Source organism: Desulfosarcina sp. BuS5 (genome assembly GCF_028752835.1).
Taxonomy (GTDB): domain Bacteria; phylum Desulfobacterota; class Desulfobacteria; order Desulfobacterales; family BuS5; genus BuS5.
Genome location: NZ_CP087952.1, coordinates 329444 through 353641, shown reverse-complemented (window position 1 = coordinate 353641; position 24198 = coordinate 329444). Strand labels below are relative to the sequence as shown.

General features: G+C 39.1%; 24 protein-coding genes. 3 read left to right on the top strand and 21 right to left on the bottom strand.

Annotated elements, in window-relative coordinates; all coding sequences use genetic code 11:
• Positions 1-14: 14 nt before the first annotated feature.
• From BuS5_RS01690 to BuS5_RS01665, 6 genes are all read right to left on the bottom strand, one after another.
• Positions 15-497: a hypothetical protein gene (locus tag BuS5_RS01690; RefSeq protein ID WP_027353778.1), complete on the bottom strand. Its 483-nt coding sequence runs from the start codon at positions 495-497 to the stop codon at positions 15-17.
• Positions 487-852 carry a nucleotidyltransferase family protein gene (locus BuS5_RS01685; RefSeq protein ID WP_035265276.1) on the bottom strand — a complete coding sequence of 122 codons (366 nt, stop codon included), beginning with the start codon at positions 850-852 and terminating at the stop codon, positions 487-489. Before BuS5_RS01685 ends, BuS5_RS01690 begins: the two co-directional genes overlap by 11 nt.
• Before the next feature lie 61 nt (positions 853-913).
• Positions 914-2620, bottom strand: a complete 1707-nt coding sequence (locus tag BuS5_RS01680) for a sugar phosphate nucleotidyltransferase (RefSeq protein ID WP_027353776.1) — start codon at positions 2618-2620, stop codon at positions 914-916.
• A 622-nt stretch (positions 2621-3242) separates the two neighbouring features.
• A complete protein-coding gene (locus BuS5_RS01675; RefSeq protein ID WP_027353775.1) occupies positions 3243-4337 on the bottom strand; it encodes an MBL fold metallo-hydrolase in 1095 nt (364 codons plus the stop codon).
• Positions 4338-4342: 5 nt separating this feature from the next.
• On the bottom strand, positions 4343-4996 hold the full coding sequence (locus BuS5_RS01670; RefSeq protein ID WP_027353774.1) for a hypothetical protein: 654 nt from the start codon (positions 4994-4996) through the stop codon (positions 4343-4345).
• A gap of 11 nt (positions 4997-5007) precedes the next feature.
• The gene (locus BuS5_RS01665) at positions 5008-5652 is read right to left on the bottom strand and encodes a hypothetical protein (RefSeq protein ID WP_027353773.1); all 645 of its coding nucleotides are present in this window, start codon (positions 5650-5652) and stop codon (positions 5008-5010) included.
• Positions 5653-5846: 194 nt separating this feature from the next.
• Between BuS5_RS01665 and BuS5_RS01660 the strand changes: the two genes are divergently transcribed.
• Together BuS5_RS01660 and BuS5_RS01655 are read left to right on the top strand one after the other, a co-directional pair.
• A protein-coding gene (locus tag BuS5_RS01660) for an IS3 family transposase (protein ID WP_245266731.1) occupies positions 5847-6966 on the top strand; the annotation gives its coding sequence in 2 pieces (ribosomal slippage) (positions 5847-6119 and positions 6121-6966; 1119 coding nt in all).
• A 234-nt stretch (positions 6967-7200) separates the two neighbouring features.
• Positions 7201-7398 (top strand): hypothetical protein, encoded by a 198-nt coding sequence (locus BuS5_RS01655; protein ID WP_274427654.1) that lies wholly within the window; start codon positions 7201-7203, stop codon positions 7396-7398.
• A gap of 322 nt (positions 7399-7720) precedes the next feature.
• On the opposite strand, the gene BuS5_RS01650 is transcribed toward BuS5_RS01655, so the two are convergent.
• The 3 genes from BuS5_RS01650 to BuS5_RS01640 form a co-directional block, all read right to left on the bottom strand.
• Positions 7721-8809: an IS1 family transposase gene (locus tag BuS5_RS01650; RefSeq protein WP_274427956.1), complete on the bottom strand. Its 1089-nt coding sequence runs from the start codon at positions 8807-8809 to the stop codon at positions 7721-7723.
• Between the two features lie 105 nt (positions 8810-8914).
• Positions 8915-9277, bottom strand: a complete 363-nt coding sequence (locus tag BuS5_RS01645) for a sugar phosphate nucleotidyltransferase (RefSeq protein WP_274427955.1) — start codon at positions 9275-9277, stop codon at positions 8915-8917.
• 22 nt (positions 9278-9299) lie between these two features.
• Complete coding sequence (locus tag BuS5_RS01640) at positions 9300-11936, bottom strand: 1-acyl-sn-glycerol-3-phosphate acyltransferase (RefSeq protein ID WP_027354207.1); 2637 nt, start codon at positions 11934-11936, stop codon at positions 9300-9302.
• A 715-nt stretch (positions 11937-12651) separates the two neighbouring features.
• Between BuS5_RS01640 and BuS5_RS01635 the strand changes: the two genes are divergently transcribed.
• Entirely contained in the window at positions 12652-12930 is a 279-nt protein-coding gene (locus tag BuS5_RS01635; protein ID WP_027354206.1) for a hypothetical protein, read from the top strand.
• 51 nt (positions 12931-12981) lie between these two features.
• Here BuS5_RS01635 and BuS5_RS01630 read toward each other — a convergent pair whose 3' ends face one another.
• Genes BuS5_RS01630 through BuS5_RS01575 form a run of 12 tightly spaced genes read right to left on the bottom strand, consistent with a single transcriptional unit; the run spans position 12982 to position 24195 of the window.
• A complete protein-coding gene (locus BuS5_RS01630) occupies positions 12982-13668 on the bottom strand; it encodes a ribonuclease HI (RefSeq protein WP_084446037.1) in 687 nt (228 codons plus the stop codon).
• A gap of 11 nt (positions 13669-13679) precedes the next feature.
• Positions 13680-14864: an exo-beta-N-acetylmuramidase NamZ family protein gene (locus tag BuS5_RS01625; protein ID WP_027354204.1), complete on the bottom strand. Its 1185-nt coding sequence runs from the start codon at positions 14862-14864 to the stop codon at positions 13680-13682.
• Positions 14864-15067, bottom strand: a complete 204-nt coding sequence (locus BuS5_RS01620) for a hypothetical protein (RefSeq protein WP_027354203.1) — start codon at positions 15065-15067, stop codon at positions 14864-14866. The genes BuS5_RS01625 and BuS5_RS01620 overlap by 1 nt, the downstream gene beginning before the upstream one ends.
• Positions 15068-15074: 7 nt before the next feature.
• Positions 15075-15275 (bottom strand): hypothetical protein, encoded by a 201-nt coding sequence (locus tag BuS5_RS01615; RefSeq protein WP_027354202.1) that lies wholly within the window; start codon positions 15273-15275, stop codon positions 15075-15077.
• An 8-nt stretch (positions 15276-15283) separates the two neighbouring features.
• Positions 15284-15973, bottom strand: a complete 690-nt coding sequence (locus tag BuS5_RS01610; RefSeq protein WP_027354201.1) for a tetratricopeptide repeat protein — start codon at positions 15971-15973, stop codon at positions 15284-15286.
• 2 nt (positions 15974-15975) lie between these two features.
• Positions 15976-16956: an adenosine kinase gene (locus BuS5_RS01605; RefSeq protein WP_035265608.1), complete on the bottom strand. Its 981-nt coding sequence runs from the start codon at positions 16954-16956 to the stop codon at positions 15976-15978.
• 17 nt (positions 16957-16973) lie between these two features.
• The gene (locus BuS5_RS01600) at positions 16974-17432 is read right to left on the bottom strand and encodes an SH3 domain-containing protein (RefSeq protein WP_035265606.1); all 459 of its coding nucleotides are present in this window, start codon (positions 17430-17432) and stop codon (positions 16974-16976) included.
• A gap of 16 nt (positions 17433-17448) precedes the next feature.
• Complete coding sequence (locus BuS5_RS01595) at positions 17449-18084, bottom strand: metallophosphoesterase family protein (protein WP_027354198.1); 636 nt, start codon at positions 18082-18084, stop codon at positions 17449-17451.
• A gap of 56 nt (positions 18085-18140) precedes the next feature.
• Positions 18141-21140 carry an AIR synthase-related protein gene (locus BuS5_RS01590; RefSeq protein ID WP_027354197.1) on the bottom strand — a complete coding sequence of 1000 codons (3000 nt, stop codon included), beginning with the start codon at positions 21138-21140 and terminating at the stop codon, positions 18141-18143.
• A gap of 8 nt (positions 21141-21148) precedes the next feature.
• A complete protein-coding gene (gene rseP / locus BuS5_RS01585; RefSeq protein ID WP_027354196.1) occupies positions 21149-22222 on the bottom strand; it encodes an RIP metalloprotease RseP in 1074 nt (357 codons plus the stop codon).
• The gene (locus BuS5_RS01580; RefSeq protein WP_027354195.1) at positions 22219-23373 is read right to left on the bottom strand and encodes a 1-deoxy-D-xylulose-5-phosphate reductoisomerase; all 1155 of its coding nucleotides are present in this window, start codon (positions 23371-23373) and stop codon (positions 22219-22221) included. The genes rseP and BuS5_RS01580 overlap by 4 nt, the downstream gene beginning before the upstream one ends.
• A gap of 6 nt (positions 23374-23379) precedes the next feature.
• On the bottom strand, positions 23380-24195 hold the full coding sequence (locus tag BuS5_RS01575; protein ID WP_035265605.1) for a phosphatidate cytidylyltransferase: 816 nt from the start codon (positions 24193-24195) through the stop codon (positions 23380-23382).
• Positions 24196-24198: the final 3 nt, after the last annotated feature.

Genomic DNA, 24198 nt, shown 5'->3' with positions numbered 1-24198 from the left:
TTAGATTTAGCGATTTAATCCAACAAATTATTTAAAAAACAATCGAATTCAGACAGGTCAGTCTTTACTTGAGTATGAACATCGTTGAATTTTTTTAATAAAAATTTCAATTTGTCCCAATCATAGTCCAATTCAAAATAATATCTTGAAAAATGTCGAAATTTTAACAATTCCAACAGGCCATGGTATACTGATTCGCAAATAACTTTCGGCCTGACATCCTCAATTTCCAATGTCATTTTTTTCAGCAAGGAACGATGCCACTGTTCTTTATCAAGATTATTTTCAAAAAATTTGGAAATACGGACAAAAAGAGTTTCTATACAAGTATAATAGTTTGTAAGAGCCTGTGTAACGATCATTGCTTCATCAAGACCGGATTTTTTTATTAATTTTTGCTGTTGAAAATCTACAATATAATTTTCTATACGAGCCAGTACTGAAAGTGACTTGTTAATTTCACTTCGCAAGTTTTGAATATTTATTTCAAGACTCATAAATAATTTTTCCCTTTAATAAAATTAATTCTGCAAATTCAGGTTCAATTTTTTCCAATTGAATGATATCCAATGGAAAGCGTGTCAATTTCATTGCATCCCCCAATAACGCAAAATATTTCGCTGCATCCGAAATCCCTTCTATGGCAATATCAATATCCGAATTTTCATCAAACTGTTCAGGAACTAATAATGAACCCCATTGCACAAGTTTTTTAGGGGAGTATTGATTGATGATCATTTGCACAATTGCATTAAAATCGCTTGTGGCTGCATCAAAACGCTTAAGCCGAGCCTGTTTTTTTGCTTTTTCCCGTTTATATAAATTTTCTTTTATTTTTTTTATATTCAACATAATGGGGCCGGTTTCAAAATATTCTATTTCGTCCGAGGTACAATCATGACTTTTATGCGGTTCATAATCCGTTCCCCAAGCTCCTGTCTTTTATAGTTGCAGCTAAAACAGGAAAAACATCTCCACCCAGCTTCTGCAGGTTACGTCTGAGTGTTGTAAGCGCGCCGGGAATATATTGCTCAAAAAACCTCTTGCCCTTAACGCGGCCAAGATACCCGAAGGCGCCCAGGATCTGTAAATTTCTTGTTATGGCGCAATGTTGATAGCATAAAATGAATTTTTCCCGATTCAGATTAATAAATGAGGATAATCTTGTTATGCAATATTCCACAAGTTCCGACTGAACAGAATCAGGCAGGTTCACATAAGGATCAATCAAAAGCGAAGCAAGGTCATATTGAATTGGCCCCCTGCGGCCGCCCTGAAAATCTATGAAATAAAAATCGCCTTTTTTTTCCATGATATTACGCGATTGAAAATCCCTGTGCATAAATCCGGTCACATCTGATTCAACTGCTTTTTTCGCAAGGCACATAAAATCATCCAAAAAATTTTCATACAAATGATTCAGACCTGAATATACATTTAAAAAAGCATCTACAAAATACCGACATTCCTTTTCAAGGATAAGTTCAATATTATAATCTGCTGACTGAAATGTCCATAAAGGATCAAACCCTTCTGCTCCTTTAAAAGACATTTTGATTAAAAGATCGATTACGGATTTATACCATAAAATAACATTTTCCGCATTTCCATCCTGATGAACAAGCAACTGAAGATTTCTGTCTCCCAGATCTTCCAGAAATACTATTCCTGAAAATGTATCATAAAGATATATTTCAGGAACAGGGATTCCTTTTTCATAAAGATGATGCCCGATTTTTACGAATGCTCCGACCTCTGATCTTGTGCCAAGCGTGTTTATGCCATGATCCGACATTACCAGGGAATGTGAGCCCGCAGAAAACCTGTACCATTTCCTGTCTGAACCGTCACCTTTAAGTTTTGTATGGTTTATATTTTTTGGGAGTGAAGAGTACCCTGTTTTTTTAAAAGCAGTTGCGGCCATATTCTCAATTACAGTTTTTCTATAACTATCCAGCGTGCCTATATCTCTCCAGTACAAGTTGTTTGCAACAAAAGCCTTAATTTTTTTGTTCTGCTGCCCCAATTTTATGTATACATCAATGATACTGGAGAATTTACCTGCGGGTATAAAATTCGTAATTTCGGGATCGAGAACATGGATGCCAGTAAACGCTAACAGCTTAAAGTTATCTTTTTCCTCTTCCCCATCGTTTTCCATATTGTTAAAACTTTTAATAAAACCATTCCTGTCAATTCTGAGTTTATTAAATTCATAATAATCATGCACCACAAGTGTAGCAAGGCTGTCGCCTTTCAAATGGAAATCATAAACTTCATTAAAATCAATATCCGTGATTATATCACTGTTAATAACCATAAAAGGGGCGCTGTCCCAGAAATCCTCAACATTCTTTATGGCGCCGCCGGTGCCTAAAATGGAGGATTCATGTCGAGTGTACACAGGAATAGAATAATCCTGTGATAATATGTAAGATTCAATCGTTTCATGCAGATGATGGGTATTAACTATTATCGCTTCGCACCCTGCTTTTTGCAGATTGCGGATGGTGATATCAAGCAGGGGGTTTTGAGAAATTGTAAACAGGGGTTTGGGTATATTTTCAGTAAAAGGGCGCAGGCGTGTACCGAAGCCGGCGGCCAGGATCATAGCTTTCATATTCAGTTCCAGACTTTTTCAAATCGTAACATTTTAATGAACAGTGGTAACTGCACCCGGATTCCCGCGTGCGAGCCCTTAGCGCTGATAATTATTGGGATCTTATCCTGCATCACAGTGCAAACATGTTGCCTTTCTGACATACAGCCCTGAAATGAGGAGGCAGCCGAAAGCTAATAAACGTTAAAATATTAAGGAATTGCCCCCCTCACCAAAATTCGATATAATCAGATTGTTTTCGATATGAAAATATTTGTTAATCACTTTCCGCAACATAATGTCCCCGTTTCACTAATAACAATTTTTATTGGTAACCGTTCACGGTTGTCGGTTTACGGCTGACATTTTTGTCAGAGTTTCCGTTTCCGTTCCCTTGGTTGAGTTGTTGTTGAAATTGTGGTGATGGCGGCCGGGCTGTAGAGACAAGGCATGCCTTGTCTCTACGGTGTTGCCACTGTTACCATTGATTCCCACATAACCGGTGTTGCCGGCGTTACCGTTCTATTTTCAACCGTAAACCGTGAACGGTTACCTTTTTTTAATAAAAATCAGTACCTGTTATTTACTGTTCAGAACACCAAATTTCTCGTATCAGTGTCATGGGGCAGACTATCTAAGAAAATTACACTTTCAAGCTATTAAGGGAAGTAGCCGATTGAAAAAGTTCTGTTTTCCAGTCTATTGGCTGGCTTTTTAAATCAGCTCGAAAACGGGCATGACCAAAAAAACTATTAGCTTGGTATATTGATTTGGTGGCACCTTTTACAAATTGTTCAACTATTTTGGGCTTCTTAACGCGTTTTACTCCTGGCGATGCTGTAATGTAACCTTCAGAAGTTTGGCTTTTAATTCTGTTGATATCCTCAAGGGTTGGCAGACTAACATTTCCTTTTGAAAATGGCGTCATTACCGCTAAAGGGTTTTTTATCAACATTTTTTGCCACACTTTCGGCAAATCGGCATTTTTAGAGCCGTGATGTGGGATTTTAAAAACCGAAGCTATACCTTCCGGACGCAGGTTTGAATCAACAATAGCCGCCCACCCATGTCTTTTGTCTGGGGAATTTTCAAGGTCAGAGCCAAGAAGCAGGCAAATACCTCCGACCTCAATCCAAATAACAACAGCGACATTGTTTGGTTGAGGCGCCACAACATCTCGCTTTGTTGTATTTTCTTGCGGGAAAAGTTCCTTTAGCTGAATTTTTGCTAAATGTATTGCAAAATCAGCAGGCGATAATGCTGTAATGCAACAGGAAGGCTTGCTTGGTCCATTTCTTTTCCAAAGGGCTTTTTCTGCGCTGGCATATTTCGGCGTTCTATGAGAAGTTTCCAACGACTTTAAAACAATATCGAATTCGTTTATGCCTTCATTCAAGCCTGGCCTTGCTCCATATGCCTTTATAAATGTTACAAATTCTTTTGTTAAAAGACCATCCGAGCATACGAATGTTGCATTTGAACAGGAGTTAACGGTTTTGCCGATCCCCCTAATGTGGTCATCATGCCAATGGGTAGCGATAACCAGTTTTACACCTGTATCTAACGGTACTCCAATGCTGGATAAATATTCAATAGCACATGGTTCTTTTGAGGAAGGGCTGATACACGAATCAATAATTATCCAATCATTAAAACCAATATGGACTAAAATACACTCTCCATATCCTGGACCAAATATTGATATTTCAACTTCTTCGTTAAGAGGCGGTGTCAACATCTGTATCAGGTAATACCAAGCGCTATTAGTGTTTTTTCGGCCTTTTTTTGAGCCTCGGATAGCTCTCCAAATCTCCAAACAGGAAGCCGCCGAAATCTGATAATTGAGGATCTGATGCGAGAACCTGATGGATTTGTTTGATATCCAATACTCCAGTAAAATACAGCTCCGATATCAATTAATTGTAAATCTTCGTATGATATTTCCGATAGTAGGATCTCTGCCTCCTCATCTGGTGAATTGCCATCTTGATCAACAAGTCTGCATAGGAAACAATCCTTATAGATTTTAAGAACAACACCTCGCCATTTTATAAACGCTGTAAACAGTGTAGCTCTTTGAGATTTAAACGGATACCAAACAATAGGAGACTCAGGTGTTTCCTTTTGAAGTAAATTGGACTTATCGTCAATATCTATATAGGTCGAATTGATTTTACTATTAACAGATGTCTTCTCTTGAGAAGCTATAAATCCGCATTCTTGAAAAATCTGTTGGCCGTATGAAGTAGCATCCGGTTTTGTAATGACTTCCCATTTCCGATCCATGTATAATGAAGAAACAATTTCCCCTTCCTCTTCAGAATCGTTAATATTGCTATTATCTGAAGCTATTCTAAGTCTTTCATGGTCATACTGTTCAAACCTTGCAAGTTGCATATTTTCTCCTTTTAACCAATGATTGTTTTGGCTATGTCTCCAACACCATAAATCGAATTTTTCCAATTGGTATTAAGGATTTCCATTAATTCTGAGCAGCCCATAGCATTTTTAGGGTCATCAACTTCATAATGATCGTTGGTGTTTATAAATATTCCCGGGGTGATTCGAGTTGATGGTTCGACCCGAACTCTCAAATATCCTTTAGGGCCATCTACCCTGATATCCTGCATTTCAACTCTTGTCAGCCCTGGAGCTCGCATTAATAACTTCCAAGGTTCTTTTGGGGCCAGCTTATCACCTATCTCATGCCAAAGCTTTTCGTTTTTTACCCGGTAATGCATAGCTCTATTAATTCCAAGAATGCCAGCCGGTGTATGAGACAATAAGCTAAATGTACCCAGCACAAAGTCAACTAACACTTCAAAATATGCTTCCTGTTCAGTTGACGCATTAAATCGATCTCTTGTAACTTCCAACCGTAGCCAATCCCCAATGCGAAATATTGAAATATCATTATGAATAATTTCTGTATCCGCTTCTTCAGCCTCAAGTTTTCTTATAAGTTCATTTGCTGCAAACCAGGCCGGCTGAAATATCTTTGGATTAAAGCTGCCAAGTATTACAATATTTATCCCGCTCAATTCTGCTTTCATAATAGCCTCATAAAACGGTTGACTTCTGATAATAATAAGAAATATTAACGCAACGTGACTATAAACTATTCAAAACCATTTAAAATTTCAAGTAATAATTAAATAATTTACAAATTATAATACTCCCCAAAAACTGGACAGTTGTTTAAGGTGTAAAATGAGTATATCCTGATCAACAAAAAGGAGGCTCATCAATGGGTAAAATTCGAAAAAATTACAGTGCATCATTCAAAGCTAAAGTAGCGCTTGAAACGGTTAAAAAGGAAAAGACGATTTCTCAACTATCTAGTGAATATGGAGTTCATTCAAATCAAATAAATCAATGGCGAAAGCGTCTATTAGAAGAATTGCCCGATATATTTTCAAAAAAGCGTCAAAAAAAAGAAAAAGACGCTGAAGAATTCCAGGCGGAGCTTTACCAGCAAATCGGCCAATTAAAGGTCGAATTGGACTGGCTAAAAAAAAAATCTAACCTTCTCAATTGATATAAAGCGTCAATACATTGAGCCGAATCATTCTTTGATACCGGTAATGCGCCAGTGTGATCTTTTGGGAATAAACAGATCAACCTATTACTATCAATCCTGCAAAGATGAGAGCTATAACCTGGCTCTCATGCGATTGATAGACGAAGAATATACCCGATATCCGTTCTACGGTGTTGAAAAAATGACGGCCGTATTAAAGCGACAAGGGCACACTGTTAATCCTAAACGAATAAGACGTTTGATGCGGCTTATGGGACTTGAAGCTATATATCCAAAACCAAATTTGAGCAAAGCATCAAAAGAGCATAAAATTTATCCATACTTGCTGCGAGGCGTTTCCATTGAGCAAGTTGACCAGGTGTGGTCAACGGATATTACCTATATCCGTTTGAATTCAGGTTTTATCTATCTTGTAGCAGTGATAGACTGGTTTAGTCGGTATGTCCTGAGCTACGAATTTTCAACCACATTGGATAAGGATTTTTGTATAAAAGCCTTACAGGGTGCCTTAAAAATTGCAAAACCTAAGATTTTTAACACGGATCAAGGCAGTCAGTTTACCAGTGATGCCTTTACCGGCGTTTTAAAAAAAGCCGATGTGAAGATCAGCATGGACGGCCGGGGCCGTGCTCTGGATAACATTTTCGTAGAGCGCCTTTGGCGTACCGTGAAATATGAACGTGTTTATCTTCACAATTATGAGACCGTCAGGGAGGCTATTCAAAACATTGGAGAATATTTTGGCTTTTACAATAATGAACGACTCCATCAATCTTTGGATTACCAGACCCCGGCAGAGATATATTTTAAAACTTTTCCAGGGTAATTTCAGAACCACTTTGTATAATTAATTAGAATACCATTAAGTCGTATTGATATTATAAAAAATGTTTCCTGCTGCAAACAAGATAAAAGCGTACTATCCAACACATAATCAGTTGGTAGTAGAGTTTATTTGAATATTGCATAACGCTAATCAAATATATAGCGTATTTTTAGGATGATTTTTTGAATAGCGTTACACTTAATTCAACATGCTATATGTTTTGGAGGTAAAAAAATGAGAGGAGGAAAACGTGCAGGGGCTGGTCGAAAAAAGAAACCAGACCATTTGAAACGAGAGCTTGTGACAATTAGATTACCACAGTGGATGATTTCACAGCTCAAGAGGAATGGTCAAATTGGTTATTTAATTGAGAGTCAATTGGCGAAAAAAGATTTTTTGAATTTGCCGGATGATTACGAAATTGATAGTTAAGATCGGACAAATTAAAGGAAGTAACAGGCAAGATTTATCAGCAATGGTGATCAATGTGAGGTTGTAAAAATAATATATTTTGGTGAATGCCCTATTCAACGTGCGGCATAAGTTATAAACATATTAATATTGAATTTTAACAGTATGTTAATGAGATACAAAAAAGTTATAAACATTTTATCAATAAGTTATGAACATTTTAGAATGGTATCATTGATTTATTAAATCAATTAGTTAAGTTGTTTATGAACATTTTTATGATAAACAGAAACATATTTTTTTTATTTACTATTATTTTTTAATTTTCAGGATTATTTATAGCTCAAAAGCGCACCTTAAAAAACCTTGTTTTTTGTCTTGACAATGGGGAGTACCTTAACTTACAAGGTATTGGGACTGTAATGAGATATCTCCAGTTTAGTGGAGAATTCGTAAGTCCCATCTGCATTGATAGTGTATTATGGTTATACTTTTTTATAAATTTCTCGTTTTCATTGTTAATTCGTATTCGTAAGCTCTTATGAAATTGTATGTAATTATAGTTGAATAAGTTAATCCACATTACATTACTAAAATTCAGCTTGTTCTTGCAATACCCCAGGGTTTTTCTCTGAAGATAGGAGATATGTTGCCTTAGGGTAAGGTTCAGTCTCTCAATAAATGAGGTGTTTTGGCTTTTTCCGGGGAAATCTTTTACAGTACCTTTCACAAAATATTTTTTAACTGTTACAAGCCGACGCTTTATTCGGCGCTTAACAATTTGCAGGTAAGCATAAGGAATCTCAGGCATAATGTTTTCGAGCGCATTTTTGTAAGCCGCTAATTTATCTGTAGCGACCTTTAATATATTATCTTTTCCCCATTTGCCCAACTTTTTAACGCCCTTTACTAAACGGTTTGCAGTGTAAGTTATTCTTGAACCCAACTCGAAACCGATCCAGAATTTTGTTGCTGATTCAAGAGCGATAAAAACCCATAATTGTTGACTTTTATTTTTAAGGTAAGACCATAGTTCATCCATTTGGAGAAATACAATGGTAAGTCCGATAGTAAAACAAAGAAATAGGTGAAATTGCTGGCCTTTTTGTCCAATAGCTTTTTGCCATTGTTCAATTGTCCTTCGATCTTTTTGAAGTACATCGGCAATTGCATCAGTGCCAAGGCCGTAAGAGTTTAGCTTTGCCGTTTGATCATACTCTTTAAAGCTGCCATGCTTTCCAAAAAGATCGGAATATCCTGTTTCTGAGAATCTATGTTTGCCACCATTGCAGTAAAACATTTGTCTTGGCTCAAAATCGGATTTTGTTATGTAAACTCCATCCTTGGTGATTTTGTTCTCGGTTGATTGATAACATTTGCAGCTTTTCCTGGGACAAAAAAGTGTTAGGGCTGTATTTGCTGTATTTTGCATGATTGCGATCCTTTGAATAGAGTTTTAACCATGCTTCTACAAAATATATTGCTTTTGGTCTATAACAATCTTAATTTTTAGTAAAAATCTTTTTTATTCATGTTTTCAGAGACACTTTTTAATCACCTGCATTGTTTTGTAGGGACTACCTGAACTGTTAATAACCATAAAAGGGCCGCTGTCCCAGAAATCCTCAACATTCTTTATGGCGCCGCCGGTGCCTAAAATGGAGGATTCATGCCGAGTGTACACAGGAATAAAGTAATTCTGTGATAATATGTAAGATTCAATCGTTTCATGCAGATGATGGGTATTAACTATTATCGCTTCGCACCCTGCTTTTTGCAGATTGCGGATGGTGATATCAAGCAGGGGGTTTTGAGAAATTGTAAACAGGGGTTTGGGTATATTTTCAGTAAAAGGGCGCAGACGTGTACCGAAGCCGGCGGCCAGGATCATAGCTTTCATATTCAGTTCCAAGCTTTTCAAATCAAGACAAATAGTTCATATAATTTTGAATTTTTTCGGAATAAAAATCTATTTTCTCCTGATCATCCGAGCCCCTTATACCATGCTGAATAAAATAATCGGATGCGTTTTGAAAATTAACTCTTGAGACCGCTTCATGTAATTTGATTTCTTTTTTTTTGTACATGCGGTTGCCTAATGACTGTATTTTTTTTAAGCGATCTTTAGCTTTAACAGAGTTGTTGGGATAACGATTAAAGTAAGCTAAGACTACCCAGTATGACTCAAAATAAGCCTTTAGAAATCCGGAATATAATTTTAACTTCCTTAAACCTGAAGAAGTAATATTATATGTGTCGGCAAGAGTGGGATGCGGCATTAATATAGCGTCATCGATAAAAGCTTTAATATTTTTTCGTACATGGTTTTCCGGTGTTTTTAAGGGATCAGGTGTAAATTCATTCTTGAAAAATTCCTGGAAGAATTTGTAGCCGGAGTGAAGATCGACTGATGAGAATTGGAATGCATCTTTTTCAAGTATTGCCAGGGCTGTAAATGCGGCCGGAATAAAAAAAGCAATACAATTGTTTTTATAATATTCCATAGCAGATCTTTTATTTTCATTAACTTTAAATTGAGATTCTGCGGATAGAGTCTTTTCCCCCTTTGATACTGTTTCGATAAATTTTCTTTGCATATATGAATCTACAACCTGATCAATGACATGAGTCTGATCAAGCAACAGGGTATCTGCAAGTGTCGCTTCCTGGAGAGAGAGGTACCTGATATATGTATCTACAATCGATAGCAGGTGATCATAAGAAAAAAGATTTTTTGTACAGTTAAGTATGGCGGATGCCACAAGTGCATGGGGAGTAACAACAGTAACCTTATCTATGGAATGTAATAACCATGTACCGATTTTTCGACAGAGCGCGTTCTGTTCTTTAGAAGTCATCGTCCCAAGAGGCATGTCGTTTTCATTGACAAATTCCTTTAGGGTGACGGCTTCGCTAAATTTAATATATATTTTCCCGTACCTTTTTTTCAGAAATCTTCTTGCTTTTATAACCTGCTTAATGTTCTCATCTTCCTTTGATCCGCCTTCAATTTCATTAATATAAGCACTTTCCTCAAGCACCCTGTCATAACCTATATAAACAGGCACTAAATTCAGATCCTTACATGCTCCGTTTTTGCAGGCATTAATTATAATTGACAGGAGTCCGAGCTGTGGCCTGAGCAGTTTTCCGGTGCGGCTTCTGCCCCCCTCTATAAAAAGCTCGAGATTAAAACCTTCTTCAAGCAGCTTATATATATATTCTGTGAAAATTTTAGAATAGAGTACAGCCCCTTTGAAGCTGCGCCTTATAAAAAATGCCCCTCCTATTCTGAATAACGGCCCTAAGGGCCAAAAAGAAAGATTCTTGCCGGCGGCAATGTGAGGGCCCGGCATATTTTTCTTCAGCATGATATAGGATAATATAAGGTAGTCTATATGACTCTTATGGCAGGGAATAAAAATAAGCGGACCCTTTTGAGAAGCAGCCTTAATCCTGGCCAGCATTTCATAATTGACTGTAACGCCATCGAACATGAATCTAAGTATCCACCTTACAACTATGGCAAATAAACCCACCAGGTTTGAATTGTATCTTGCCGCAATCTCCTCAATATGCGAATCAGCCTGTTTATGCACATCCCAAATTTTCTGTTTATGCTTTGCTGCATATTGTTTCATGAACCCCTGCAGTCTTTCACCCGTCAGGATATTCTCCTTAATTTCCTGTTTCGACTTTTGCACAGGGCCCGTTATACTATGGCGATGACGATTTATTTGGCGCATAAGCTGCCGCCTCAATAGAATCGCCCTTTGATCTATACTCAACTCCTTGTTTTCAGTAAGCTTTATAAATGAGTTTAAATTGACGGGCTCGGATATTTCTACAAACGGCCTGTTCTTGTTGTTTAACATGGCCGCTAATCGCCTAATTTTTCCTGGTTTCTCTTTGGTCCCAAAGAGTATGTCCAAAAATGTCGGATGTGATTTGGGTGGTTTTTTACTGAAAAAAATAAGTTGCGGGACTAAATAGATCGGTCTGTTTATAGATGACTGCATCTCTATCAGATAATGAACAGGATCATATTTTGCCTTAACGAACCTTTTGTAAAAACCTTTTTTTTCCACAAGAGACAGCAGGGCTGATCTGCCGTTGACAAGTTCATCTTTAATGTACCCACTTTCATAAGGATTCGGAAAGACTTTTTCGTGAAGCAGATAATCTGTAAAAGCCAGAATTATTTTAAACAATCTCTTAACCGGCTGCCAGATTATAACTTTATAACCAAAACCTATTGCCGGAAACCTGACGCCTGCCTGTTTATATCGTGTGTAATAAAAAAGATACTCAAAATAACTTCTATATTGATTTACATAAACGACAATAGCATTTTCAGGAATTTTCCGAAGGACTGAATATTGATCCTCATCTATTTTTATACCTGAAAAAAAAAGCTTAAGAACCAGGGAAGAGAAAGAACCTGTTCGCTCGGGCATTAAGCATATATAGTGATTATGGGTATTTCCAAGGGTAGAGTCAATCCATTGCCTGATTTTTTGTCTGATTGTTCTGTGGTTTGATATTTGCTGTTTCGCCATGATTTGCTATATTATTTATTGTTTCCTAATTTTCATCAGGGTATTTGAATTATCAGAATATAATTTTCATTGCAATAACTTATTATACATGTTTAAAGACTATCCCCTGCGGGTGCAATATGAAAAAATTATTTTACCTTCGTTCCCAGGCAGAGCCTGGGAACGAAGGTAAAAAATGCTGCTTGTCCTGGATAAAAGAATAAAGGGTGCAATATGAAAAAGTTATTCGATTATCAGCCCTGAAAGGGCTATACATACCAGCCCAGGGCAACGCCCTGGGATTTGAATATCCTATAACCAATCAGCCCTGAAAGGACGTGACATATATTTATTTTTATGTATCGCCCTTTCAGGGCTCTTGGGGAATATATAATCTTTTCCTGGGGCGTTGCCCCAGGCTGGTATATATCGCCCTTTCAGGGCAGTCCGAAGAAGAAATACCCATATTAATTTGTGTAACTTTTTTGTATTGCACCCTCCCCTGCAGACTGTGAATGGATACAATAAATGTGAGGTGAAAATAATAAATTAGTCTTGCCTTGCATCATTTGCTGTGATAATATAAAAATTTATTATACAGGGTATTATTTAAACATCCTTGGCTGGCTCCCTAAGGGGTGTATTTTGCTTTCTGTTTATCACTGTAAACCTATAAACTATTTTTTCAAAAAATTTAAAAGATCAACTTATTTAAGTTAAAGGAGGATGTTTGTTCATGAAAACATTAATTGGTGGAGCGGTAGCAGCCGTTTTAGGGCTTATTGGAATATCTATTTGGTGGCAACCTTTTTTTAACCTTCTAGCCGGCACAATCCCTGTATTGCTCCTGGCCGGAGGCGGACTGGCTCTTTACCTGGGCTTTGATGAACTAAAAGATACATGGAAAAAAGGTGATGACACTGAGGCAACAGAAGATGATGACGCCGGTTCATACAAACAGAAGATAGACGAACTTGAAAAAAAAATAAAAACATTAGAATCAAAAGAAGCATAGCATTCTTCTAATCTCCATAAGAAACCCTGCATCTTAACATCGCAAGGTTTCTTATGGAAAATGCACGTTTTGATCCAATCCCTTTTTTATTGCTGAAGTTGCAAGATAATCAGCCCTTTCATTTTCGGCCATACCGGAATGACCTTGCACTTTGATAAATTTAATATTTTTGAATTCAGAAATTTTTTTTTGTATTTTTTCAACCAGTTGCACGTTCTTTTTTGCTTTCCAGCCGCTGACAAGAACGCCAAGGGCATAGCTGCTGTCAGTAAAGACTATCACCGAAAGGTCTTTTTTTTTTAAAACTGACAGTCCGGCCTCAATCGCTTTAAGTTCGGCAATGTTGTTAGTCGCATTTCCAATATATTTTGAAATCTCCTTTTCATGTTCTTTAAAACGCAACAAAACTCCTATCCCCGACGGCCCCGGATTTCCTGAAGACGCCCCGTCGGTATAAAGGCAAATTGCATTATCTAATTCAGCAGCATCATAATCTTCATATTCTCTTTTTGAACCGGTCTTTTTGCTTTTCCCTGATTTTTTATACTCACCTTTTTTTAATTCGCTCAAAGGGAGTAAACTCTTTTTGTTAACCCAGTACTCATAATCCTGATCAGTTTGGTACTTGATTAAAAATTTATCGTTTTTGACTAAAGGGTCTCCATTTTCTTCAAAAGCCTGCCAAACCTTGTTCCCTTTGAAAGCCATCCTTTTCCAGGATAATTCATTTTTTGCCAATTGAGAATACCTTAATATAAATGAAAAATGCGGCTGATTTTATCAAATTGTCTGAGATCATCTTCCCATGAATCTACTATCGTCTCAATTCTTTCACAATTCTCAATCATATATCTAATCCTGCTGTCACCTGTTATAAGATCTATGGGAAGTCTGTCAAAATCATACTCATAAGGAGGTTCCGCCCATTTAAACTTATCCTTGTGAATACAAGAAACCGCCTGCATCAGCTTTAATGTTGTCAAATAGGGCTGAAATAATTCAGCATTGGTTACATGAATTTGAAATCCATTGCATATAAACCCCATCCATTTATTCGAAGTCGGTTCAAAGGAAACTTGTCTGAGGTGTACTCCCGGTAAATTGTTTCCACCAATAAAAGAAAGAACTTTTTCTGTGTCGATAAACGGCGCTCCAAAAAGTTCAAAAGGTTGAGTTGTGCCTCTACCTTCAGAAATATTCGTACCTTCCCATAAAACCTGACCCGGATAAACCATTGCCGATACTGGAGTAGGGAGATTGGGAGAAGGCGGGATCCAGGCAAGACCTGTATCTGTAAAATACATACCTCTTTCCCAGCCTTTCATGGGTATCACCTCAAGATCACAGCCTATACTAAAATGTTCGTTGAATAGAAGCACCAGCTCCCCTATGGTCAACCCATGGCGCATGGGCAGAGGATATCGCCCCACAAATGAACTGTTCTCAGCTTTCAAGCAATTACCTTCCATGACATTGCCGCATACAGGATTGGGCCGGTCAAGCAGAATAACAGACTTGCTGAATTTTTTTGCCGCCTCAAGGCAATGGGAAATTGTATATATAAATGTATAAACACGTGTCCCCGCATCCTGCAGATCTACAAAAAGTAAATCAATATGGTCAAACATCTCTTTTGTGGGAATTCGTGTTGTGCCGTAAAGGCTGAAAACAGGTATATCCAAAACCGGATCAAAGGTATCATCAGACTCTATCATATTATCCTGTTTTTCAGCACAAAATCCGTGCTGTGGGGAATAGAGAGAAGTCAATTCAACTGGGAGCCTGCTTGATATCAATCCCCTGGCATGCCGCAAATGTCTGTCAACGGAAGCAGGATTGCACAAAAGTCCTGCCCGCTTCCCGAATATCCGTTTTGGCGGATCGTTCAGCAAATTCTCAAGGCCGGTTTGAACAACAGGGTTATCCGGCAGCATTATAATCGTCCAAGCCCTGCGTCAGCAGCTGCCGCCAAAGCTTCCTGAATTTCTTTTTCTGAAGGATAACGGGAAAGCTCTTTGACATTGTCAGCTTTTCCGCATGGTCGGTACTGGGGCATAATATTGACGTAGCTGTTTGGTGATATTTCTTTTGCTATAAATGACATTATTTCAGATGTGACGGCAAAATTTCCCGGCATGATAAGGTCATCTTATCCATAAACCACATGAGGATACAACGGCATTATGAGCTGTTTTACAAATACCGGTTTCCCCGGAAAGTCGATTAACAGCACATTCCCTGGGGCAAAGCATACAGGCTTGCAGGATATGGCGGGCTGTTTCGGCTCTTTCCTTAATCACGCCTTTTTTAAAAGATTCAACATAAACTGGTTCAAATCCGGACATATCTTAAATTACAATCCCTTTGCCTTGACAAGCCCAATATACAAAGAATCTGGATAGTTATCCCTTATACTCGCAAATGCGTTTCTACTCTTATCAGGCTCACCCATCGCCGCATAGAGGCGGCCCAGGTTGAACAAAGCCTCATCCTTCATAAATACATCATTCCCGGATACTATCATTTCAAAATATGAAACCGCTGATTTGTAATTATTTTTCTCTTCACATGAGCAGGCCAAGCTGTTTAGCATTAAATTATTTATTAAAGGATCATCACTAAAATCCTTAATCGCATCGGCATATAGTTCAATAGCCTTGTCAAAATCTCTATTTTGAAAATATATATTCGCCAAGTGAACTTTTGCAAATTTTTTGGCATGCATTACTGAATACTTATCCAGTATTCCGTTTAAATTATCATCAACTTGCTGCAATTTTGAATTGTTTTTATTCTCTTTCAGGGCAGCCCGATATTCAGCCATCGATTTAGCCATCAATGTAAAAGCTCTTTTTTCGGATTTAATGAAATATACCCTTATACCCACAAACATACTTATTATAATCAGAAAAGCTACAGAAATTAATAGTACCTGATTCTTGTTTTCAGCAACAAAGTTCAATATTTTTGCAGAAAATGCAATAAACTCATCAGGTTCTTTCAACTTTTTTTTTCTTGCCCGCGATATTCGTTTTTTTGCCATTATTACTCCAGTATTCCCTTAATCCTTTGCCAGCCTTTTTCAGGAATATCCGCCCCCATTACCTGACAGACTTCATATCCGCAGGCAGAAGCCAGTTTCCCGCATTTTTCAAGGGGATATTCATTTAATAAACCAAAAAGAAAACCTGATGCCCATAAATCTCCTGCTCCGGTTGTATCAATAGCCCCACCTGACCCCACAGACTCAATCTTTATTATATTACCTGTTCCGGCAATGTAACTGCCCCGTTTTCCAACCTTTAATACAGCAGTCCCGGCTTTTTCAGCAAGAGCTTTAATAGCTTTATGCTCATCCGCATAGCCGGTAAATGCCCGGGCTTCATCTTCATTGGCAATAATAATATCAACAAAATCATGCACAATCCGTTCAAACATATCATGAAATTCTTCAACCACGGTAAAACTTGCAAGATCGAGTGATATAAGCGCACCGACCTTTTTAGCATGCTTTAATGCCGTCATCATTAAATCGCCATTAAATATCAAATATCCCTCAAGATGTACTATGGTCGCATCCTTAAAGCATGCAACGCTTATATCATCCGGTTCTGTTTCTGAAGATGCACCCAGGAAGGTTAAGAGTGAACGCTGTGCATCGGGTGTAATAATTGAAAGCACCCGTCCTGTTGGTGATGACGACTTGAAAAGCAGCGGCTCGACTTGATTTTTTTTCAAATCATCCTCAAAAATACTGCCGTATTCATCCTCACCGCATTTTCCGATAAAGCGGGCCTGACCGCCAAGTTTGCTTACGCCTATAACAGTATTGCAGGCTGATCCACCTGGAACTAAAACCGGCTGCACGGGTGTGTTCTGCAGAACTTGATCTATAACATCATTCTCCACAAGTTTCATCCCGCCTTTTTGAATCTCTGCCTTTTTCAAAAAATCTTCGCTTTCCTGTAAAAGCAGATCCATCAACGCGGCGCCAATTCCCGCAATAACACCTCTATTATCTGTCATTTCCATATTTCATAACCTCACCATACGAGTCCATTATATATCCAGCCCTGATCTCCATCAGCATGCCTGATCTTAATCCACTCTCCCTGGCGTTTCAAGAGTCTGAAAGGAATCCCCTTTTCAACGGTGAAAATAATTTTATACTTGGTGCCAGGACCGGTTCTGATATTGCAATTATCTTTTTTTGTAATAACGGTTTTTACTTTCCCCACAAGGGATTTATGAATCCAGCCTTCATCTTTCTCGAAATCCCTAAAATGGTACCAGTTACCTTTTTTTTCTATAATTTCAAGTGGATGATCCTTTTCAACTTTCCAAATGATTACATTGTTTGTACCAGGACCGGACCGTATATTGGCAATGGAATCAGTAACCGCCAGACGTTCGGCAAATATATCTTCCGGGTGGAAGGCAAAAAAAACAATCATTAATAAGATAATTTGAAAAACCAGCAGTATTTTAGCGTTATGAAACATTTTTATTTCCAAGCCCTTACACCTGATAAAATTTCATATCAGGCAGCTCGATACACGTAAGCTTGTTGCCGTAAACAGCTCCGGTATCAATTCCGATTTTGTTTGGCTGTATTAAAGGTTCCTTAAAATATGTGTGCCCGAAAATAACCCGCTTTCCGAACTTGTACCTTGTACGGATAAAACCGTTGCGTATCCAAAGCAGGTCGTCAGTTTTTTGCTTTTCAAGGGGAACGCCTTTTTGTAAACCGGCATGTACAAATATATAATTTTCTGTTTCATAAAAAAGAAGAAGCGATTGAAAAAAATCGAGATGGCTGTGGGGTATCAAGTCTGCATCGTTCTCCCCGGAATGTAGCGAGTAACTTTCCAGCGTATTGTGACCGCCGTTCCTAACAAAATTCATTATTTCCATACCTTTGAGATATAGTTCCAGCATCTCCTCATGATTACCTTTTAAAAAGACTGTATTGCTGTATTCTTTTTTTAAATTTATAAGGTATTCGACAACTTTGAATGAATTCGGCCCGCGGTCGATATAGTCTCCCAGAAAGACAAGCCTGTCATGTTCAAAGTCTATTGGAACCTTGCCCATAAGCGCCTGGAGTTTATCATAGCATCCATGTATGTCTCCTATGGCAAAAATTCTGTTCATAGGCAATACCTTATTTGGTCCGGTCTCAAGCGAAGGGGAACTCCAACCCGCAACATTTACATCCTGTCGAGAAAAGGCTTTTTCCAGGAATCTTTCAGCCTTTTTACCGGAACTGAAATAATCGTATCACCCCTGATTCCCCTGATAACCAGGCTGCCGTTTTCTCCGGTCACTTTGCCTATACAGACACAATCCGTTCCTTTAAATATTTTATCAACCTCACTTCTTTTTTCAGGATCAATGGTTATTATAAAGCGCCCGGCCGATTCTGAAAAAAGGATATAATCATCGCGGAGATTTTTTTCAGCAGGCACAAGCCCCAAATCCAAATCCATGCCAAGGTTGCCTGCAAAGGCCTTCATGGCAAGATGCACACCCAGACCACCCCGGTAAATACCATGAGCTGAAGCGATCAATTCTTTTTGAATGGCAAGGGATAATAATTTATAAATAGCGGAAAATTTTTCAGGAAAAACTTCAGGCAGATTCAGCCCTGTATATCCGAAACAGTCATAATACTCGGAACCTCCGAGTTCGTTTTGTGTAAGCCCGACAATATAGACGAGATCCCCGGAAATTTTGCTATCCATGGTAACTGCTTTGGTTATATTATCCATAACACTTATGGCGGAGAACTGGAGTGTTTCCAGCGCTGAAACTTTATGGGTATCACCGTATCTGCCGGCAAGATAACCGTCCACATACATACTGTCCTTGCCTGAAAGCAAAGGGATCCCATATGCCATGCAGATATCACGCAACGCCCTGCAGGAACGTACAAGCTGAGCCGCCTTGAATTCACTGTCGGGATTTTTTTCAGGATGAAACTGAATATCAGGCCAGCAAAAGTTGTCAACTCCTCCGATATGTTCAAAATCCGCCCCAACTGCTATGAGCCTGCGAACTGCTTCATCAATAGTACATGAAGTCATATGATAAGCATCTATGGCGGAATAAAATGGAAGAAACGCCTGGGAAAACAGGAGCCCCTTTTCGGATTCCAGCACAGGTCTGATTACTACGGCGTCATTGTTAACATCCCGCGCGACGCCCGCAAGAGGCTTGACAACACTGGTGCCCTGAACTTCATGATCATACTGCCTGGTTATCCATTCTTTGGAACATATATTCGGCCGGGCAAGAATATCCAAAAGAAGCGAGTCGTAGTCATCCGGTTCATTGAATACTGGTTCAAACAGTCCGCGTTGGCCGGGTGTCGCCCATTTTGCGTCAAATTCCCACTGGGGGAAACCGGAAGCCAAAAAATCAATATCAATAAAAGCGCATGTTTCGTCTTTATATAAGATATGAAGTTTGCCGGTATCAGTATAGCGGCCTATAACAGTGCTCTCCACAGCATGCTTTGATGAAATGGCCATAAAATTTTCTAAATGTTCCGGTTTTACAGCTACTGTCATACGTTCCTGTGATTCGGAAATCCATATTTCCCACTGATCAAGGCCTTCGTATTTTAAAGGAACCTTCTCCAGATTAACTTCGCAGCCATTTGAAAAACGCGCGGATTCTCCTATGGAAGATGAAAGCCCGCCGCCGCCGTTATCGGTAATAAAGGTTATAAGCCCTTCATCACGGGCTTCCAGGATAAAGTCATGCATTTTTTTCTGGGTATAGGGATCACCAATCTGAACATGACCGGCAGGAGTATTTTCAGAAAAGACCTCGGAAGATGCCGTGACACCATGGATTCCATCTTTGCCTACTCTTCCACCGCACATTACTATCAAATCTCCGGGAGAGGTCTTTTTTGTCTCCGCCGGGCTGCCATTAACAAGCGCAGGCATTATGCCCACACAGGTAACAAATACGAGAGATTTTCCCATATAGCCGGGATGAAAGCAAACCTGGCCGAATGTTGTGGGAATCCCGCTCTTGTTCCCGCCATCACGAACGCCCTCCACAATGCCGTCCAGAAGACGCCTAGGATGCAGATGCGGAGCAAGATCGCCTGCATAATCCTGCATTCCGGTGCAAAAACCGTAGCTGCCCATAACAAGTTTCGAGCCCTTGCCGGTGCCGAGGGGGTCGCGGTAGACCCCGACTATGCCGGTTATGGCCCCGCCGTACGCTTCCATGTTGGAAGGTGAATTGTGAGTTTCGCCTGTAATTACATAATAGTGATCATTATCGAAACACCCTGCTCCGGCATTATCCCACAGAACAGATACAACCCAGTTTTTCTCTTCCTTAAGAGATAATGTGGGCGTCTCTATACATGTCTTAAAGAGATTATCAAAGGTCTCGGCCCTTCCTGTTGAAAGATCAGTATAATGAAAAAGTCCTCTGAATGTATTATGGTTGCAATGATCGCTTCTGGCCTGTGATATATATTCCAGTTCTATGTCTGTAGGATCAGACAGCCCTACCAGGGCACGTCCCTTTTTAACCTTATCATTTAAGAAATATTCTCTTATCACAGGTATATCATTGGAATTAAGCGCCAGGCCGCGTTCTTTGCTTATTTTCGCAAGCTTTGAATCGCTTTCCACTGTTATAGATGTAACGGAAGGATTATGATCAAGCATTACCTTGGGTATGATAAAACCTGTCCCTTTTGCCGAATTCCATTCATTCTTTGAAAATATTTTCCATTGCTCAATTATATCATTGGCAAGAAGTTCACCTGCTATCAAGTCCATGTCCTCCCTGTGGAGTCCCCGGCCTTTTAAACAGTATTCTTTTGAAGTATATACAGCTTCATCTTTTGCAAATTTAAAACCCAGGAGGTCTTCGATTGCTTCAACCGCCGTGCTGCCGGGGTTATCCCGGACACCAGGCCTGTAGCCGACCCATATAATCCAGTCAAAGTCAGCGGCAAGAGGAGTAAATGAGGAATTTTGTGTAACAGGATTTGTAAATATTTCCTCTTTTATCCTGATACATTGATCCACTGTAAATTCAGCATCAATCGTAACGATATTGATGATTTTAACCGATTCCAGGGAAAGTCCAAAATAGTCTTCGGCTTTGCGCCGCACTCCATCGCCTTCGGCATCAAAGAGATCATCTTTTAGTGTTATTTCAAGTCGGTGTGGCATAAAATAAATTATTTTTGAACTACAATACGCATAATATCATTATAAAAAGCAAATATCATCAGCATTACCAGTACGGCTATACCTATCTGCTGGGAAATTTCACGAAACTTAAGATTAAGGGGTCGGCCGGTTACAGACTCTATAATAAAAAAGAAAATATGGCCTCCGTCCAGAACAGGTATTGGAAGAAAATTAAGTATAGCGAGTGTAACGCTTAAAAATGCGATAAAAGAGAGAAAATTGGGAACGCCTTCTTTGTAAAAGTCTCCTGCCATCTGTGCAATCTGGATAGGCCCGCCAAGGTTATCCTTGGCAGAGATCGTCCCTTGTATCATTTTAACAATACCAAGAACCGTCAATTTGGATATCTTCCAGGTCTGAGCTACGCTTTCAACAGCAGCCTGGCCGAGGTTCAAGGGACGTTGAAAAACTTTGCCCGAGGATACGATTCCTATAAGATATCGCTCAGCATCTTCACCAAATAAATTTTTTGTTATTTGAAGTTCAGGTGTTAATTTAACAACCAGTGCAGAATCCCCGCGACGCAAATTCACCTCAAGCTCTTCTCCGTTACAGATTGATACAAGTTCGGCCATCTTTTCCCAGCTATCAACCGGTACTCCGTTAATAGCTTCTATAAGATCATCTTTTTGCAGTCCGGCAATATAGGCAGGGGTTCCTTCACCCACACTACCTACCACAGGTTTTAAAACCAGCATACCATAAAAACAAAAAAGGCCGAAGAAAATTGCAATGGTCAATATTAAATTAAATACAGGGCCTGCGGCAACTATCAATATCTTTTTAAAAATATGCTTATGGGTAAACGAGAAAGGTATCTCTTCAGGTAAAAGTTTCCCATCCGGTTCCTCGCCAACCATTTTTACATATCCGCCGAGTGGTATGGCCGAAATAAGGTATTCCGTCATGCCGATTTTTTTACCGACAACTTTTGGCCCGAACCCGAGTGAAAATTTTTCAACACCAACTCCGAATAATCTGGCAAAAAGAAAATGCCCCAGTTCATGAAAAAAAATCAAAACTCCCAATACAATAACAAATGCGATTATACTGGTACTCATAATATTTTAAGCCTCCCGGTCTCTTCCCTTGCCCACTTGTCTGCTTCCAGGATATCATCCAGCAACGGGTTTTCTACAACTCTATGCCTGCCCATTACTTTTTCTATAATACCAGCTATTTTAACAAAAGGGATGCGCTTGTCCAGAAACGCATAAACCGCTTCCTCATTAGCAGCATTTAGTACTGAAGTCATTGTTCCGCCTTTTTTGCATGCGCTATAAGCCAGACCAAGACACGGGAATTTGGTCAAGTCGGGCTTTTCAAAGGTAAGAGATCCAATATCAGTAAAATCAGGTGACGGCATTTTGATATCAAGTCTCTCCGGATACGATAAGGCATAGGATATGGCGCCTTTCATGTCTGGCACTCCAAGTTGCGCCATTACAGCTCCATCTTTATATGAAACCATTGAATGAACCACACTTTGAGGATGAATAACAACCTCTATATCATTAATATTAACATCAAAAAGATATTTCGCTTCAATAACTTCAAGCCCTTTGTTCATCAGTGTGGCAGAGTCTATACTTATTTTTTTACCCATTTGCCAGGTTGGATGGTTAAGAGCATCTGAAAGTTCAATTTTATCAAATTCATCAACAGATTTACGCAGAAAAGGACCTCCGGATCCTGTCAGTATAATTTTATGAAGATCTTTAATGTCGTTACCATGCAGGCATTGAAATATTGCGCAATGTTCGCTGTCAACAGGAAAAATTCTTGCCCCATTAGTCATAGCTTTTTCCATAACGATTTCACCTGCCATAACCAATGTTTCTTTATTGGCAAGGGCAACTGCTTTCCCTGCCTCAATCGCTGCAATCGTAGGGAGCAGGCCGGCAGCACCAACCATTGCCGAAACAACCATATCAACAGATTTAAAGGATGCCGCCGCCAAGTATCCTTCTCTGCCGCACAAAATTTCAACCGTTTTGTTATTCTTAAGTCTCTTTTTCAAGCGTACTGCATGCTGATCATCAAAGACAACGGCTAATTCGGGACTGAAACGCTCGATCTGTTCCGCCAGCAATTCGACATTATTCTTTGCGGCCAGTACCTTGATTATAAACCTATCCGGAAACATTTCAACAATCTTAAGGGTATTACAGCCTATTGAGCCTGTTGAACCTAATATCGCGAGCTGTTTCATCTCTTTCTATCCATGCAACAAATATACCTTAAAATAATATGCCGGCAGAGCCGCAAAAAGAAGCGCATCGATCCTATCCAGAATTCCGCCATGGCCCGGCAAACATGTACCTGAATCTTTAATCCCGCCTTCCCGTTTAAGCATGGATTCAAACAGATCACCCATGGGAGCCGTTATACCGATACAAAGAAAAAAAATAATGGAGCCTGCCCAATATAAGTCAGGGAGAAAAAAAAATTTAAAAAGAGCACCGGTAACCAGAACCGCGGATAGGCCTCCGACTGCGCCTTCTATGGTTTTCCCAGGGCTTACGGATGGACATAGTTTATGCCGGCCAAGGAAAGAACCTGTGTAAAATGCGCCTGTATCTCCTATAACAACAAGGAGCAAAAGGAAAAAAGTCCATATTATGCCTTCATCGCTGTTTCTAAGCAAAATAATAAACGAAAGTAAAACAGGAACATATAAAATCCCCAGAATCTCCTTTGCAATAATATCGATTATATGGAGCTCTGGTTTGTATGACAAAACAACAATTATTCCCGAGGCAATAAGATGGCAAGCAATAACAACAGGAATTAAATCTAAAAATCTCCAGTATGATAATAAAATAATTATAATTCCGGTTAAATAGCATAACCATATAAGCAAGCTGAATTTCCGCATTTCTCCCTTGGTAAATACAATGCGGAAATATTCCCATAAAGCTATTATCGATACACCGCTTATGACTATTGAAAATAAAAAAGCCCCACCCTTGTAAATAAGGAAAATTACAAAGGGGAGGGCCACAAAACTTGTAATCCATCTTTTTAAATGCATAAA